The sequence below is a fragment of the Streptomyces sp. NPDC127177 genome, assembly GCF_042672475.1.
GTDB lineage: Bacteria > Actinomycetota > Actinomycetes > Streptomycetales > Streptomycetaceae > Streptomyces.
This window is the reverse complement of record NZ_JBHXUW010000024.1, coordinates 1-14,720: the sequence shown is the minus strand read 5'-3', so window position 1 is coordinate 14,720 and position 14,720 is coordinate 1. Positions and strand designations below refer to the sequence as shown.

General features: G+C 72.7%; 9 protein-coding genes. 7 read left to right on the top strand and 2 right to left on the bottom strand.

The annotated features are described in order from the left end of the window. Nucleotides 1-160 precede the first annotated feature (160 nt). From ACFVJX_RS16840 to ACFVJX_RS16825, 4 genes are all read left to right on the top strand, one after another. Nucleotides 161-820 (top strand): hypothetical protein, encoded by a 660-nt coding sequence (locus ACFVJX_RS16840; protein ID WP_384122812.1) that lies wholly within the window; start codon nucleotides 161-163, stop codon nucleotides 818-820. Nucleotides 821-969: 149 nt separating this feature from the next. Then, the gene (locus ACFVJX_RS16835; protein WP_384122810.1) at nucleotides 970-3,063 is read left to right on the top strand and encodes a flotillin family protein; all 2,094 of its coding nucleotides are present in this window, start codon (nucleotides 970-972) and stop codon (nucleotides 3,061-3,063) included. A gap of 243 nt (nucleotides 3,064-3,306) precedes the next feature. Next, nucleotides 3,307-8,244, top strand: a complete 4,938-nt coding sequence (locus tag ACFVJX_RS16830; RefSeq protein WP_384122808.1) for a DNA repair ATPase — start codon at nucleotides 3,307-3,309, stop codon at nucleotides 8,242-8,244. 38 nt (nucleotides 8,245-8,282) lie between these two features. Then, entirely contained in the window at nucleotides 8,283-10,271 is a 1,989-nt protein-coding gene (locus ACFVJX_RS16825; RefSeq protein WP_384122806.1) for an NAD-binding protein, read from the top strand. Between the two features lie 99 nt (nucleotides 10,272-10,370). On the opposite strand, the gene trpS is transcribed toward ACFVJX_RS16825, so the two are convergent. Both trpS and ACFVJX_RS16815 read right to left on the bottom strand, forming a co-directional pair. Then, nucleotides 10,371-11,417 carry a tryptophan--tRNA ligase gene (gene trpS / locus ACFVJX_RS16820; protein WP_384122804.1) on the bottom strand — a complete coding sequence of 349 codons (1,047 nt, stop codon included), beginning with the start codon at nucleotides 11,415-11,417 and terminating at the stop codon, nucleotides 10,371-10,373. 371 nt (nucleotides 11,418-11,788) lie between these two features. After that, entirely contained in the window at nucleotides 11,789-11,965 is a 177-nt protein-coding gene (locus tag ACFVJX_RS16815) for a DUF6126 family protein (protein ID WP_384123046.1), read from the bottom strand. A 175-nt stretch (nucleotides 11,966-12,140) separates the two neighbouring features. Here ACFVJX_RS16815 and ACFVJX_RS16810 point away from each other — a divergent pair, with 175 nt between their 5' ends. The 3 genes from ACFVJX_RS16810 (at nucleotide 12,141) to ACFVJX_RS16800 (ending at nucleotide 14,433) form a co-directional block, all read left to right on the top strand. Continuing rightward, entirely contained in the window at nucleotides 12,141-13,238 is a 1,098-nt protein-coding gene (locus ACFVJX_RS16810; RefSeq protein ID WP_384122802.1) for an LLM class flavin-dependent oxidoreductase, read from the top strand. A 4-nt stretch (nucleotides 13,239-13,242) separates the two neighbouring features. Continuing rightward, a complete protein-coding gene (locus ACFVJX_RS16805) occupies nucleotides 13,243-13,896 on the top strand; it encodes an FMN reductase (RefSeq protein ID WP_384122800.1) in 654 nt (217 codons plus the stop codon). Nucleotides 13,897-14,010: 114 nt separating this feature from the next. Then, a complete protein-coding gene (locus ACFVJX_RS16800) occupies nucleotides 14,011-14,433 on the top strand; it encodes a universal stress protein (protein WP_384122798.1) in 423 nt (140 codons plus the stop codon). The last annotated feature ends 287 nt before the right edge of the window (nucleotides 14,434-14,720 follow it).

Genomic DNA, 14,720 nt, shown 5'->3' with positions numbered 1-14,720 from the left:
CTGGGGGCTCCGTGGGCCTACTGGGGTGGGTTCTGGGGGGGGGGGGGGAGCGCGGGGGGGTGGGGTGGCCGCTGCGGGCGCCCCCCCGGCGCCGGGGTCACCACCGGACCGCGCGCAGACGCCGGCAGTGCTGTCGGCGGGACGCCAGGGGGTGGAACAGATGCGGGAGTTCCTGACAGCGACGTTGTCCTTCCCGGCCGTTCTCTTCGCCGCCGCACTCGTCGTCGTGATCGCGTTCTGGCTGCTCGTCCTGGTCGGCGCCGCCGACCACCACTCCTTCGACGCGGATCTCGACGCCGACATGGCCGGGGTCGGCGGTGTGCCGGTCACCGTGTCGGTGTCCGTGATGGTGACCGTCGCCTGGTTCACCTCGCTGACCGGTTCGGTGCTGCTGCACCGCACCGCCGTCACCGGCACCGCCCGCGCCGCGCTCGCCTTCGGCATCCTCGTCGGCGCGCTGCTGATCTCCTGGGCCGTGGTGCGGGTGCTCGTGCACCACTTCCGCCGCTTCTTCCCGGACCAGCCTCCACCATCCCGCCAGGACTTCCTGGGCCGGGTCTGCACGGTCCGCACCGGCTCGGTCGGTCCGGACTTCGGCCAGGCCGAGGTCGCCGCGGCCGACGGGTCCACCGCGATCGTCCAGGTACGGCAGTTGAGTCCGGACGACGCGGAGCTGACCGCGGGGAGTTCGGGACTGCTCTACGCGTACGACGACGCGGGCGAGTTCTTCTGGGTCTCGCCGTACGACAAGGCGCTCGATCCGGGTCCGCCGCAGACGCTGAAGACGCAGCGGCGTGCGGCACCCGGCCACACCGCCTGACTCCACCCGCGCTCCGAACCGCGCGGCGCGGCCCGTCCGTGCCGCCGGTCCGTGCCGCCAGCCCGTGCTGCCCGCCCCGCTCGCCGGGGCGCCGAGCCGCGCGCCCTTCCACCTCTCATTCTCCGCACCACCAGCCGCCAAGGACTGTCATGGAAGCCATCTCCTTGGGCCTCGGCCTGCTCATCGCCGTGGTCCTGCTCATCGCGATCGCCCTGCTGCTGATCGTCACCCGGCTCTTCCGCAAGGTGGAGCAGGGCAAGGCCCTGATCATCTCCAAGACCAAGAAGGTCGACGTGACCTTCACCGGTGCCGTCGTCCTGCCGGTGCTGCACAAGGCCGAGTCCATGGACATCTCGGTGAAGACCATCGAGATCCGGCGCACCGGGCGCGAGGGCCTGATCTGCCAGGACAACATCCGAGCCGACATCCACATCACGTTCTTCGTACGGGTCAACAAGACCGTCGAGGACGTCATCAAGGTCGCCCAGGCCATCGGGACGGAGCGCGCAAGCGACAAGACCGCCATCCAGGAGTTCTTCGCCGCGAAGTTCTCCGAGGCGCTGAAGACCGTCGGCAAGCAGCTGGACTTCGTCGATCTGTACACCAAGCGCGAGGAGTTCCGGGACCGGATCATCCGCGTCATCGGCACCGACCTCAACGGCTACCACCTGGACGACGCCGCGATCGACTTCCTCGAGCAGACCCCGATGGTCCAGCTCGACGGCGCCAACATCCTCGACGCACAGGGCATTCGCAAGATCACCGAGCTGACCGCGATCGAGCACGTGCGCACCAACGAGTTCCAGCGCACCGAGCAGAAGGAGATCACCCGGCAGGACGTCGACGCCCGGGAGACCATCCTGGAGCTCGAACGCCGGCAGGCCGAGGCCGAGATCAAGCAGCGCCGCGAGGTGGAGAGCCTGCGGGCCCGCGAGGAGGCGGCGACCGCACGGGTCCAGGAGGAGGAACGCCTGGGCGCACAGGCGGCGTTCATCAAGACCGAGGAGCAGCTCGGCATCCAGCGGGAGAACCAGGCGCGGGAGATCGCCGTCGCGCAGAAGAACCGCGAGCGCGTCATCGCGGTGGAGAGCGAGCGCATCGAGAAGGACCGGATGATCGAGGTCATCGGGCGCGAGCGGCAGACCGAGCTGAACCGGATCGCCGCGACGAAGGAGGTCGAGGCCGAGCGCCGCGAGGTCGCCGATGTGATCCGTGAGCGGATCGCGGTGGACCGTACGGTCGCCGAGCAGGAGGAGTCCATCAAGACGCTGCGGTCGGTCGAGGAGTCCGAGCGCACCCGCAAGTCCGTGATCATCGCAGCCGAGGCTGAGGCCCAGGAGCAGCTGGTCAAGGACATCAAGGCCGCGGAGGCCGCCGAGGCGTCGGCCACTCACCGGGCGGCCGAGCAGCTGACCCTCGCCGAGGCCCGGCTGAAGACCGCGGACCTGGACGCCCGCGCGAAGCTGCGGCTGGCCGAGGGCGTCCAGGCGGAGTCGGCCGCACCGGGTCTCGCGGACGTCCAGGTACGGGACGCGGCGGCGGAGGTCATCGAGAAGACGGGCCTGGCCGAGGCCGAGGCGACGTCCGCCAGGCTCAGGGCCGAGGCGGAGGGCGCCAGGCTCAAGGCGCTGGCGACCGCGGAGGGCACGCAGGCCCAGGCGGCCGCCGACGCGGCGGTGATCGGCGAGAAGCTGAAGGCCGAGGCCGCGGGGCTCACGGACAAGGCTGCCGCGATGGCGGCGCTGGACGACGCCTCGCGCGGCCACGAGGAGTACCGGCTGCGTCTCGAGGCGGAGAAGGAGATCCGGCTCGCCGGTCTCGATGTGCAGCGGCAGGTGGCGGAGGCGCAGGCGACGATCGTGTCCGCGGGTCTGGAGAACGCGGACATCGACATCGTCGGCGGCGAGTCCGTCTTCTTCGACCGGCTGGTCTCGTCCATCTCGATGGGCAAGAGCGTCGACGGTTTCGTCGAGAACTCGGACACGGCGAAGGCCCTTGCCGGGCCGTGGCTGAACGGCACGTCGTCGTTCACGGACGACCTGACCCGGGTGCTGGGGTCGGTGTCGACGGGTGACGTGCAGAACCTGACGGTTTCGGCGCTGCTGATGCGGATGATGGGGTCGGGGGGCGCGGGTGCGGACCAGGTCCGCGAGCTTCTGGAGCACGCGCGCGCCCTGGGCCTCGCGGACGCCCCGCTGAACGGGGTCGCAGCCCCGTCGCACAACGGGACACCGGTGGCCTAGCTCCCGCGGGCCGCGCTCCCCGGAGCAAGGCCCGTCCTCGATCGCCGGTCAGCTCAGACCCGTCCGGCGATCGAGGACACACGCCGGTCCACTCGGCCCCGTCCGGCAGTTGACGACACACCGGTCGACTCGGCCCCGTCCGGCGGTCGAGGACACACACCGGTCGACTCGGCCCCGTCCGGCGATTGACGACCCACACCGGCCGCAGGCCACAGATCCGCCCACCGTAAGGAGCCGCCCCGCATGGACACCGGAACCCCGCCGCCCCCGGGCGGCCCCGTGGAGGCCGGGGCCTACGACGTGCTGCGCAGGCGGCTCGCCGCACAGGCCGCCGAGCTCACCCGCCGGGCCGAGGCGCTCAACTCCCGCCGCACCGAGGAGTTCGGCTCCACCGCCCTGCGCCTGCTCGGCGGCAACGAGCAGATCCGTACCGAGCAGCCCGCCACCCCCCGCGACCTCGTCGCGATCGGCGGCCACCTGCTGTTCGGCTTCGAGCGCGGCCCCGGCCGCACCGACGAGCCCGCCGTCGACGACGTACTCGCCCTGTACGCCGCCGACCTCGCCCCCGGCACCGGCGGCCTCCTCACGGACGAGGCCTTCGTACGCGAGTTCAACGGCCTGCACCGCTACTACCGCGACGCCCGCCTGCTGCGCCTGCGCCGTACCGAGGGCCGGCTCCTCGCCGTGTTCCGGACCGGCGAGAACGCCGAGGACATCCGGGTCCTGCGCTGGGCCCTCGCCGCCGACGGATCGCCCGGCGAGTTCCTCGACGCCCGCGGCGACCGCGACCACGTCTTCCCGCCGTCGCACGACTTCACCTGGACCGTCGCAGGACGCGAGTCCCACATCCCCGGCCGGCACCCGCACATCGCCGTCGGGGGAACGGGCGACGGAGACGGCGCACGGCTGTTCGTCGATACCCTCGACGGCACCCTCACCGTCAAGACCGTCAACGACACGGACACCCCGGACGGGGTCTACCGGGAGCCGGTCACCGAACCCCTCCAGTCGCTGGCCGACGCCGAGGTGGAGTACGCGGAACTCGGCCCGCTGACCCTGCTCCGCATCCGCCCGTACAAGGAGGAGACCGCCCGTCACCTCGTCCACAACGCGCTGCTGGGCACCGTGCTGCGGCTGGACGGCATCGGTCCCGCCTGCCACCGGCTCCCCGAGGACCAGGGGATCATCTTCCCCGGCGGCTACTACCTGACCACCGGCACCGCCAAGACCTTCGACATCGCACAGCCGCTCGCCGATCCCGCCTTCGAAGGCGCCGTCCGCTCCCCCAACGGCGAGGACGTGCTCTACGCCTTCCGCTCCCGCGAGGACGGCCGGGGCCTGCTCCTCCCGTACAACGTGATCCGTCAGGAGGTCGCCACCCCGCTCCAGGGCCGCGGCCACGCGCTGCTCGACGACGGCACGCTCGTACTCCTGCGGGACCCGGTGGAGGGACAGGACGGCGGGCCGGCCCGGGTGCACGCGCTCCAGCGCTGGCAGACGCCGTACGTCTCCGACACCTACGCCGCCTCCCGCCCCGCCGGTACCGGCCCGCTCGCCCGGATCGGCAACGCCGACCTGGTGCGCGGCATCTCCGACTGCCTCGCGCTCGCGCACAGCGCGGCGGAGACCGGCCCGACAGGCGCCGGCTACGCGCAGCTGGTGGCCGACTGCGGTCGCGCCACCGACCGCTACCACTGGCTGGGCGACGACGAACTCGAATGCCTGGCAGGGCCGTTGACCGACCTGCGCGACACCGCGCAGCAGGTGCTGGCCGAGTTCGACGGCGTCCAGGAGCTGACCCGGCGGGCCGCCGACGCACTCGCCGAGAGCACGGAGAGGATCACCGCACTGGTGCGCCGGGTCCGCGGCGAGGCCCCGCGGTCCGCCGCCGGCTGGGTGGACCGGCTGACCGAACTCCGGGGCGCGCACGGCCATCTGGCGACCCTCGGCGAGATGCGGTACGCGGACACCGAGCGGATCGCCGAGCTCACCGCCGCCACCGCCGACGACCTCGCGGCGGCCGGCCGCCGCGCGGTCGCGTTCCTGGCCAGGGACGACGCGTTCGCCGGCTACCACGAGGACATCGACCGCCTCACCGAGGAGGCGTCCGCGCTCGCGACGGTCTCCGACGCCGCCGCGCTCGGCGACCGGCTGGCGGGGATGACGGACGGGCTGAGCACGGTGACCGACGTCGTCGCCGGGCTCGACATCGGTGACGGGGTGGTCCGTACGTCGATCCTGGAGCGGATCGCCGAGGTGCTCGGCGGGGTGAACCGGGCCCGTGCCACCCTCGACGCCCGCCGCCGAGAACTCCTCGACCACGAGGGCCGGGCCGAGTTCGCCGCCGAGTTCGCACTGCTGGGGCAGGCGGTGACGGGTGCGCTGGCCGCCGCCTCCACCCCCGACGCCTGCGACGAGCAGTTGGCGCGGCTGCTCCTCCAACTGGAGAACCTCGAGGCCCGGTTCGCCGAGTTCGACGACTTCCTGACCCAGCTGGGTGAGCGCCGGACAGAGGTGTACGAGGCGTTCTCCGCCCGCAGACAGACCCTTCAGGACGCCCTCGCCCGCCGGACCGAACGCCTCGCCCAGTCCGCCGCCCGGGTGCTGGAGACGGTCTCCCGACGCAGCGTCGCGCTGCCCGACACGGACGCCGTCCACACCTACTTCGCCTCCGACCCGATGGTCGCCAAGATCCGCCGCACCGCCGATGAGCTGCGCGAACTCGGCGACACGGTCAGGGCGGAGGAGCTGGACGGGCAGCTGCTCGCGGCCCGCCAGGAGGCCGGACGGGCGCTGCGCGACCGCAGCGAGCTGTACGCGGACGGCGGGGCCACCATCCGTCTGGGCCGCCACCGCTTCGCGGTGAACACCCAGCCGTTCGACCTGACGCTGGTCCCGCAGGGCGACGGGCTCGCGTTCGCCGTCACCGGGACCGACTACCGGATGCCGGTCACCGACCCGGCCTTCGCGCGCACCCGCCCCTACTGGGACCAGCAACTGCCGTCCGAGTCCCCGGCCGTCTACCGCGGCGAGCACCTGGCCGCCCGGCTCCTGGCCGAGCACGGAGCGGACCGGCTGTCCGCCCTGGAGCCGGCCGGACTCGCCTCCCTCGTGGGCAGGTCAGCCGCCGACGCGTACGACGAGGGGTACCAGCGCGGCGTCCACGACGAGGACGCCACCGCGATCCTGACCGCCCTGCTGCGACTGCACGCCGGGGCCGGGCTCCTGCGCTGCCCGCCCGCCGTCCGCGCCGCCGCCCAGCTGTTCTGGGCGCACGCGGCGGACGAGGCCCGACGGACGTCCTGGACGCGCCGGGCCCGCTCGCTGGCCCGCGCCCGCGACACCTTCGGGCTCGCCCCGGCCGTCGCCGCGCTCCAGGAGGAGTGGGCGGGGGCCATCGGCAGCGAGGACTCCCGCGCCGTCGCCGCATACCTCTTCGATGAGCTGACGACCGGGCCCGAGGGGTTCGTCACCAGCGCCACGGTCCGCACCTTCCTCGACAAGTTCCGTCGTACGACGGGCACTTCCGCCTACGACGAGGACCTCGCCGCCCTCCGGGACGATCTGCCGGCCCGCCGCCAGCTCGTCGAGGGGTGGCTCACCTCGTACTCCGGCGCGAGCGGTTCGGAGCTGGACGCGGGCGATCTGGCGGAGGCCGTCGCGGTGGAGCTGTGCCCGGAGCCCGCCGTCGCCCGGTACGAGGGCGACGCCCCGCTCACCGCGACCGTGGACGGCCTCCTCGGCGTCCATCCCCGCATCGACCGGGGCCGGCTGGCCCTGCGGATCGACGAACTCCTGCCCCGTACCGAGGAGTTCCGCACCGTCACGGTGCCCGGCTTCCGCGCCTACCAGCGGCAGCGCACCGCACTGGCCGACGCCGAGCGCGGCAGACTGCGGCTGGACGACCACCGGCCGCGCGTGATGTCGGCGTTCGTCCGCAACCGGCTGCTCGACGAGGTCTATCTGCCGCTGATCGGCGACAGCCTCGCCAAGCAGCTCGGCACCGCCGACGCCGACCGGCGCACCGACTCGCAGGGCCTCCTGCTGCTCGTGTCGCCGCCCGGCTACGGCAAGACGACGCTCATGGAGTACGTCGCCGACCGGCTCGGCCTGGTGCTCGTGAAGATCAGCGGTCCGAACCTGGGCCACGACGTGACCTCGCTGGACCCGGCGCAGGCGCGCGGCGCGACCGCACGCCAGGAGATCGAGAAGATCAACTTCGCGTTGGAGGCGGGCAACAACACCCTGCTCTACCTCGACGACATCCAGCACACCTCCCCGGAGCTGCTCCAGAAGTTCATCCCGCTGTGCGACGCCACCCGGCGGATCGAGGGGGTGCGGGACGGCGAGCCGCGCAGCTACGACCTGCGGGGCAAGCGCTTCGCGGTGTGCATGGCGGGCAACCCGTACACCGAGTCCGGGGAGCGGTTCCGCATCCCCGACATGCTCGCCAACCGGGCCGACGTCTGGAACCTCGGCGAGGTGCTGAGCGGCCGGGAGGACGTCTTCGCGCTGAGCTTCGTGGAGAACGCCCTGACCGCCAACCCGGTGCTGGCCCCGCTCGCCGGGCGCTCCCGCGACGACCTCACGCTGCTGCTGCGGCTCGCCGCGGGCACGGCACCCGCCTCCGGTGCGGCCGGTCTCGAACACCCTTACGCGCCCGCCGATGTGGACCGCATCGTCGCCGTGCTGCGGCATCTGCTCAAGGCCCGCGACACCGTACTCGCGGTCAACGCCGCGTACATCGCATCGGCCGCGCAGACGGACGCGACCCGCACCGAACCGCCGTTCCGGCTCCAGGGTTCGTACCGCAACATGAACCGGATCGCCGAGCGGATCGTGCCCGTGATGAACGACGCCGAACTGTCGGACGTCGTCGAGGACCACTACGCGGGCGAGGCCCAGACACTCACCAACGGCGCGGAGGCCGCCCTGCTGAAACTCGGCGCGCTGCGCGGGACGCTGAGCCCGGAGCAGGCCGCCCGCTGGTCCGCCGTCACCGCCTCGTACGTCCGGACCCAGGCACTCGGCGGCCCGGACGGCGACCCGGTCACCCGTGCGGTGGCGGCGCTCGGCCTGCTCGCGGACCGGATCGCGGCGGTCGAGTCGGCGATCAGCAGGGCGGCGGACCCACGGCACCTCATCGCCGGGCCGCCGTCCGCGACACCCGGGGACCACTGACAGCGGCGACGAGCAGCGACCAGAGACGGGAGCAAGGCATGCTGGGTCATGTGTCTCCTCTTCCGCAACAGCCCCAACGCTCCCCGTACTCCGGCCATATGGTCGTCTGCGGTGACGACGCGCTCGCCCAACGGCTCGCCGTCGAACTGCGCTACGTCTACGGGGAGCGGGTCACCCTCGTGCTGCCACCCGGGCCGGGCGCGGGCCGGCCGGAACTGCCGCTGACGGGGCGCGGACGGGCGGCCGCCCTGTTCGGGCGGATGTCCTCGGCGATGAACCGCAACGGCGGGAACGGCGACGGCGACACCAACGCCGGGGTGGAGGCGGTACGCATCATCCAGGCGGCCGAGCCCTCCGACGAGGCGTTCGAGGAGGCCGGTGTCGACACGGCGGCCGCCCTCGCCCTCGTCTACGACGACGACGAGCGCAACATCCGCGCCGCGCTGACCGCCCGCCGGCTCAACCCCCGCCTCCGGCTGGTGATCCGGCTCTACAACCGCAAGCTCGGCCAGCATCTGGAGACACTGCTCGACCAGGCGGCCGCCGTCGCGTCGCCGGGGATCGACCAGACCGCGCTGGACGCCTCCACCACGGTCCTGTCCGACTCCGACACCGCCGCCCCCGCCCTCGCGGCGACCGCGCTCGCCGGATCCAGCAAGGTGATCCAGGCGGAGGGCCTGCTCCTGCGGGCCGCGGAACGCACCCCGCCCCGGGGCGGCCAGGTCGCCGACCCCGGCCTGTGCACACTGGCCCTGCTCTCCTCCACCACTCATGACCCGGCAGGCACCGAGGGCTCCGACAGCAGCGGCGACGAGGGCCCCAGGCTGCTGCCCGACCAGGCCGAGGTGGCCGCCGCGACCGGACGCGGAACGGTCGTCCTGGAGGCCGTCAGCCAGAGCGGCGCGGCCTCCCCGACGCCCCGGATGGGCGGCCGCAGCGCACCGCTGAGCCAGTTCTTCTCACGCCGGCTGCGCTGGTCGGCACTGGGCGTCGGCCTGGCCGTCCTTGGCCTGGCGGTCGCGTCCACGTTCACCACCGGCGACAAGCCGCTGCACGCCACGTATCTGACCCTGCTCGACCTGTTCGCGATGGGCGACCCCGCCATCGGCGACCCGGCCGCCCGGCAGATCATCCAGATCCTGTCCGGCGTGGCCGGGCTGATGCTGCTCCCCCTGCTGGTGGCCGGTGTCCTGGAGGCCTTCGGCTCGCTCCGCACCGCCTCGTCGCTGCGCCGGCCGCCGCGCGGCCTCTCCGGGCACGTGGTCCTGCTGGGCCTCGGCAAGATCGGTACCCGGGTCCTGGTCCAGCTGCGCGAACTCGGCATCCCCGTGGTGTGCGTGGAGGACGACCCGGACGCCCGCGGTATCCCGGTGGCCCGGCGGCTGCACGTACCGGTGGTCATCGGGGACGTCACGCAGGAGGGCGTGCTGGAGGCCGCGAAGATCCGGCGCTCCCGCGCGCTGCTCGCCCTGACCAGCATCGACACCACCAACCTGGAGGCCGCGCTGTACGCACGCTCGGTCAAGCCGAACCTGCGGGTGACGCTGCGGCTGTTCGACGACGAGTTCGCCACGGCCGTCTACCGCACCCTGCGCACCGCCCACCCGCAGGCGCTGACCCGCTCCCGCTCGGTCTCCCACCTGGCCGCGCCCTCGTTCGCGGTGGCCATGATGGGCCGGCAGATCCTGGGCGCGGTGCCGGTCGAGCGGAAGGTGATGCTGTTCGCCGCGATCGAGGTGGCCGGGCATCCGCAGCTGGAGGGCCGGACGGTGGAGCAGGCGTTCCGCTCCGGCGCCTGGCGGGTCCTCGCCCTGGACGTCGCCCCGCCCGCCGACCGGCGCCCGGACCTGACGGCGCCCGTCCCGCCCCAGCAGACACCCGGAACGGGCACGGAGAGCCCCGGCGGCCTCGTGTGGAACCTGCACCCCGGCTACGTACTCCAGCCCACCGACCGCGTCGTCATCGCCGCCACCCGCCGCGGCCTGGCCGAACTACTGCGCACCCGTTCCTCGTTGACCCGTCGCTGACCCCGGCGCCTCCTCCGCCCACCGCCGGCGGCCGAGCACCGGCCCGGTGCTCGGCCGTGGGCGGGCCGGGATCCGCGACGGCCGGCCGCTGCCGCACAGCTAGCCGATCGCTCCCATCGCCTCCCGCACCTGCGCCAGCGTCGCGTCGGCGACGGCGTTGGCGCGTTCGTTCCCGGCCCGCAGCACCGACCGCACGTACCCCATGTCCTGGGCGTACTCGGCCCGCCGCGCCCGCATCGGGGCGAGCCGGGTGTTGACGGCCTCGGTCACGGTCCGCTTCAGGGCAGCCGCACCCCCGCCGCCGATCTCCTCGGCCACCTCGTACGGGTCGCGGCCGAGGCAGAGCGCGGCCAGCAGCACGAGGCCGGACACGCCGGGCCGCCCCTCGGGGTCGTAGGTGATGTGCCGGTCGGCATCCGTTCTCGCGCCCTTGACCAGCCGCGCGGTCTCGTCCGCGTCGGCGCTCAGCGCGATGGAGTTGGCCCGGCTCTTGCTCATCTTGGTGCCGTCCGTGCCGAGCAGCAGCGGTGCGGCGGAGAGCAGTGCCTCGGGCTCCGGGAAGACCTGCCCGTACCGCTCGTTGAACCGCCTCGCGACGGTCCGGGTCAGTTCGAGGTGGGGCAGCTGGTCCCGGCCGACGGGTACCAGGTTGCCCTTGCAGAACAGGATGTCGGCCGCCTGGTGGACCGGGTAGGTGTACATCAGCCCGCTGACGGAGGACTGCCGGGAGTGCGCGATCTCGTCCTTGACCGTGGGGTTGCGGCCCAGCTCGGCGACGGTGACGAGGCTGAGGAAGGGCAGCAGCAGCTGGTTGAGCGCGGGGACGGCGCTGTGGTTGAAGATCACCGAGCGCTCCGGGTCGATGCCGGCGGCCAGATAGTCCAGCAGCAGCCCCTCCGTCGTCGCGGTCAGCCGCTCGGCGACGTCCCGGTCGGTCAGCACCTGGTAGTCGGCGATCAGGACGAACATCTCCACCCCGAGGTCCTGGAGCCGTACCCGGTTGTGGAGCGTCCCGAAGTAGTGCCCGAGATGGAGCGCGCCGGTGGGCCGGTCACCGGTCAGCACCCGGAACCGGGCGGGGTCCTGCCGGATCCGGTCCTCCAGGGTGGCGGCCGGGCCGGCGTCCGCGTATGCGGTCATGGTCATGAGTGGTCTCTCCTCGCGTCGATGTGTGCGTGGAGGACGGCCCGCCGGGCAGGGAACCCGTACCGGAAGAGGGCAGAGAAAAAGGGCCGTCCTGTCGAACGGCCCTGGTCCCGCGCAGAAGAGGTGGCCGCTCCTAGGAGGAGCGCCACCAGTTCCGGCACGGTACGGAGGTCATGGGGTGAGCTTAGCGGCCGGGCGGCGGTCCGCGCTCGTCAGCGGCCGATGGCCCGCGGGGGCCCTGTGCTCGCGGGCCCGGCTCCCCGCGGGCCATCGCGGCAGGCGTCCGCGTGGCCCACACTCCGGTCCTGCTCGGCGGGGAAGCGCCGCACGCCGAAGGCGGCGCCGGCCCGTCCTGATCCACCGCCCCGGGCTCACTTGTGGGCGTGGTCACCCACGTAGAAGAGGATCCAGACGAAGCCCGCGAACAGGTGCGTGGCGAAGATGTAGATGAAGACGCGCAGCGCGACCCCGCGTTCCTTCCAGGCCTCACTGCCGCCGCCGTAGTCGCGGTCCTCCGTCCGCTCGGGACGTGGTGCGTCGTCGCTCACGGGGCCGGTCCCGCTCATGTCTGCCTCCGTCGGCCCGGGGCTCGGGCGGCCTCCGTACCCGTTCAGCGTACCCAGGGCCTGGGCCGGGCGGCGCCGTGGAATAGGGAAGGGGGGTGCCTCGTTGTAGGGTGTGTTCAGATAGTTCAACGTTCAACCAATACTGGAGGCGGGCGCCATGCAGTTCGGGATCTTCACCGTCGGGGACGTCACCACCGACCCGACCACCGGTACGACGCCGAGCGAGCACGAGCGGATCAAGGCCACCGTCGCCATCGCGCGGAAGGCCGAGGAGGTCGGCCTCGACGTCTTCGCGACCGGCGAGCACCACAACCCGCCGTTCGTCCCGTCCTCGCCGACCACCACCCTCGGCTACATCGCCGCCCGCACCGAACGCATCATCCTGTCCACCTCGACCACCCTGATCACCACCAACGACCCGGTGAAGATCGCCGAGGACTACGCCACGCTCCAGCACCTCGCCGACGGCCGCGTCGACCTGATGATGGGCCGCGGCAACACCGGACCGGTCTATCCGTGGTTCGGCAAGGACATCCGCCAGGGCATGCCGCTCGCCGTCGAGAACTACGCCCTGCTGCACAAGCTGTGGCGCGAGGAGGTCGTCGACTGGGAGGGGAAGTTCCGTACGCCGCTGCAGTCCTTCACCGCGACCCCGCGCCCGCTCGACGGCGTCCCGCCGTTCGTCTGGCACGGCTCCATCCGCTCCCCGGAGATCGCCGAGCAGGCCGCGTACTACGGCGACGGCTTCTTCCACAACAACATCTTCTGGCCCATCCAGCACACGGAGAAGATGGTGCGCCTCTACCGGCAGCGCTACGCCCACTACGGGCACGGCACCGCCGAGCAGGCCATCGTCGGACTCGGCGGCCAGGTGTTCATGCGGAAGAACTCGCAGGACGCCGTGCGGGAGTTCCGTCCGTACTTCGACAACGCGCCGGTCTACGGGCACGGGCCCTCCATGGAGGACTTCACCCAGCAGACGCCGCTGACCGTCGGCTCCCCGCAGGAGGTCACCGAGCGGACGCTGTCCTTCCGGGACGCCGTCGGCGACTACCAGCGCCAGCTGTTCCTGATGGACCACGCGGGGCTGCCGCTGAAGACGGTCCTGGAGCAGCTCGACATCCTCGGCGAGGAGGTCGTCCCCGTGCTGCGCAAGGAGTTCGCCGCCCTGCGGCCGGCCGGGGTGCCGGAGTCCGCGCCGCTGCACCCGGCCGTCACCGCCGCCACCGCCCCTGCCACCGCGAAGGAGAGCTGACACCGTGTTCGCCACCGAACCACTGAGGATCGTCGCCGTCTCGGCCGGGCTGAGCAGCCCGTCCTCGACCCGGCTGCTGGCCGAGCGGCTGGCCGGGGCCGCCCGGGAGCGGCTGGAGACCGAGCAGGACCGGCCGGTCGACGTCCGGCTGATCGAGCTGCGTGACCTGGCCGTCGACATCGCCAACCACCTGGTGACCGGATTCCCCTCGGCCACGCTGGAGGAAGCGATCGGCGCGGTGACGGCGGCGGACGGGTTGATCGCCGTCAGCCCGGTCTTCACCGCCTCCTACAGCGGGCTGTTCAAGTCGTTCTTCGACCTCGTCGAGAACACCGCGCTGACCGGGAAGCCCGTCGTCGTCGCGGCGACCGGCGGTACCGCCCGGCACTCCCTGGTGCTGGAGCACGCGATGCGCCCGCTCTTCGCCTATCTGCGGGCCGTCACACTGCCGACCTCGGTGTACGCGGCGTCGGAGGACTGGGGCGCTCCGGGCGACTCGTACGCCGACGGCCTGCCGGCCAGGATCGGGCGGGCGGGCGGCGAGCTGGCGAGCGCGGTCACCGGCGGCCGGGCGGTCTCCGGGGCGTCCAAGACCCTCGGCCTGGACGACGACGTGGTGCCGTTCGAACAGCAGCTGGCCGGTCTCCGGCAGTCCTGACCGGCCCAGGCGCTGTGGTTTCGCCCGATTTGACTAGAGTTGTTCGGGAGGGTGCGCCGCCGGGAACCCGCAGGGCGCACCCGTGCACCGAGCCGAACCGAGCTGGAGGCAGAGATGGGCAGGATCGTGGTGGGCGTGGACGGCTCCGAGTCGTCTATCAAGGCACTGCACTGGGCCGTACGCCAGGGGGAGCTGACCGGTGACACGGTCGAGGCGGTCAACAGCTGGGAGTACCCCGCGACCAGCTGGGCGTCGATGATGCCGGGCCTGCCGGAGGACTTCGACCCGCAGGCCCTGGCCACCGTCTCCCTCACCGAGACCCTGGAGGAGGCGCTGGGCGCCGAGGGTGCCGCCGCGGTCAGCAAGGTCGTGGTGATCGGCAACCCGGCACAGTCCCTGCTGGACCGGGCCGAGGGCGCGAATCTGCTGGTCGTGGGCGCGCGCGGGTTCAGCGGCTTCAAGGCCACCCTGCTCGGCTCGGTGAGCCTGCACGTCACCCAGCACTCGCCGTGCCCGGTGACCGTGGTGCGCGGCTGACGGCGACCGGGCACAGCCACCGCGGTTGACGGCGACCGGGTCCGGTCACGGCCACCGGGGCGGGTGCGACGCGACCCGTCGCAGCCAATGCGGCGGGTGCGACCGACCGCAGCCACCGGGGCGGGCGAGCCCCGGTCACAGCCACCGGAGCGGGCGAGCCCCGGTCACAGCCACCGGAGCGGACGCGACCCCGTCACAGCCACCGGAGCGGACGCGACCCCGTCACAGCCACCGGAGCGGACGCGACCCCGTCACAGCCACCGGAGCGGACGCGCCCCCGTCACAGC

What these genes read in the sequence shown, in the direction of transcription:
- ACFVJX_RS16840 (WP_384122812.1), top strand. Translation starts at nt 161, where the DNA reads ATGCGGGAGTTCCTGACAGCGACGTTGTCCTTCCCGGCCGTTCTCTTC.
- ACFVJX_RS16835 (WP_384122810.1), top strand. Translation starts at nt 970, where the DNA reads ATGGAAGCCATCTCCTTGGGCCTCGGCCTGCTCATCGCCGTGGTCCTG.
- ACFVJX_RS16830 (WP_384122808.1), top strand. Translation starts at nt 3,307, where the DNA reads ATGGACACCGGAACCCCGCCGCCCCCGGGCGGCCCCGTGGAGGCCGGG.
- ACFVJX_RS16825 (WP_384122806.1), top strand. Translation starts at nt 8,283, where the DNA reads ATGCTGGGTCATGTGTCTCCTCTTCCGCAACAGCCCCAACGCTCCCCG.
- trpS (WP_384122804.1), bottom strand. Translation starts at nt 11,417, where the DNA reads ATGACCATGACCGCATACGCGGACGCCGGCCCGGCCGCCACCCTGGAG.
- ACFVJX_RS16810 (WP_384122802.1), top strand. Translation starts at nt 12,141, where the DNA reads ATGCAGTTCGGGATCTTCACCGTCGGGGACGTCACCACCGACCCGACC.
- ACFVJX_RS16800 (WP_384122798.1), top strand. Translation starts at nt 14,011, where the DNA reads ATGGGCAGGATCGTGGTGGGCGTGGACGGCTCCGAGTCGTCTATCAAG.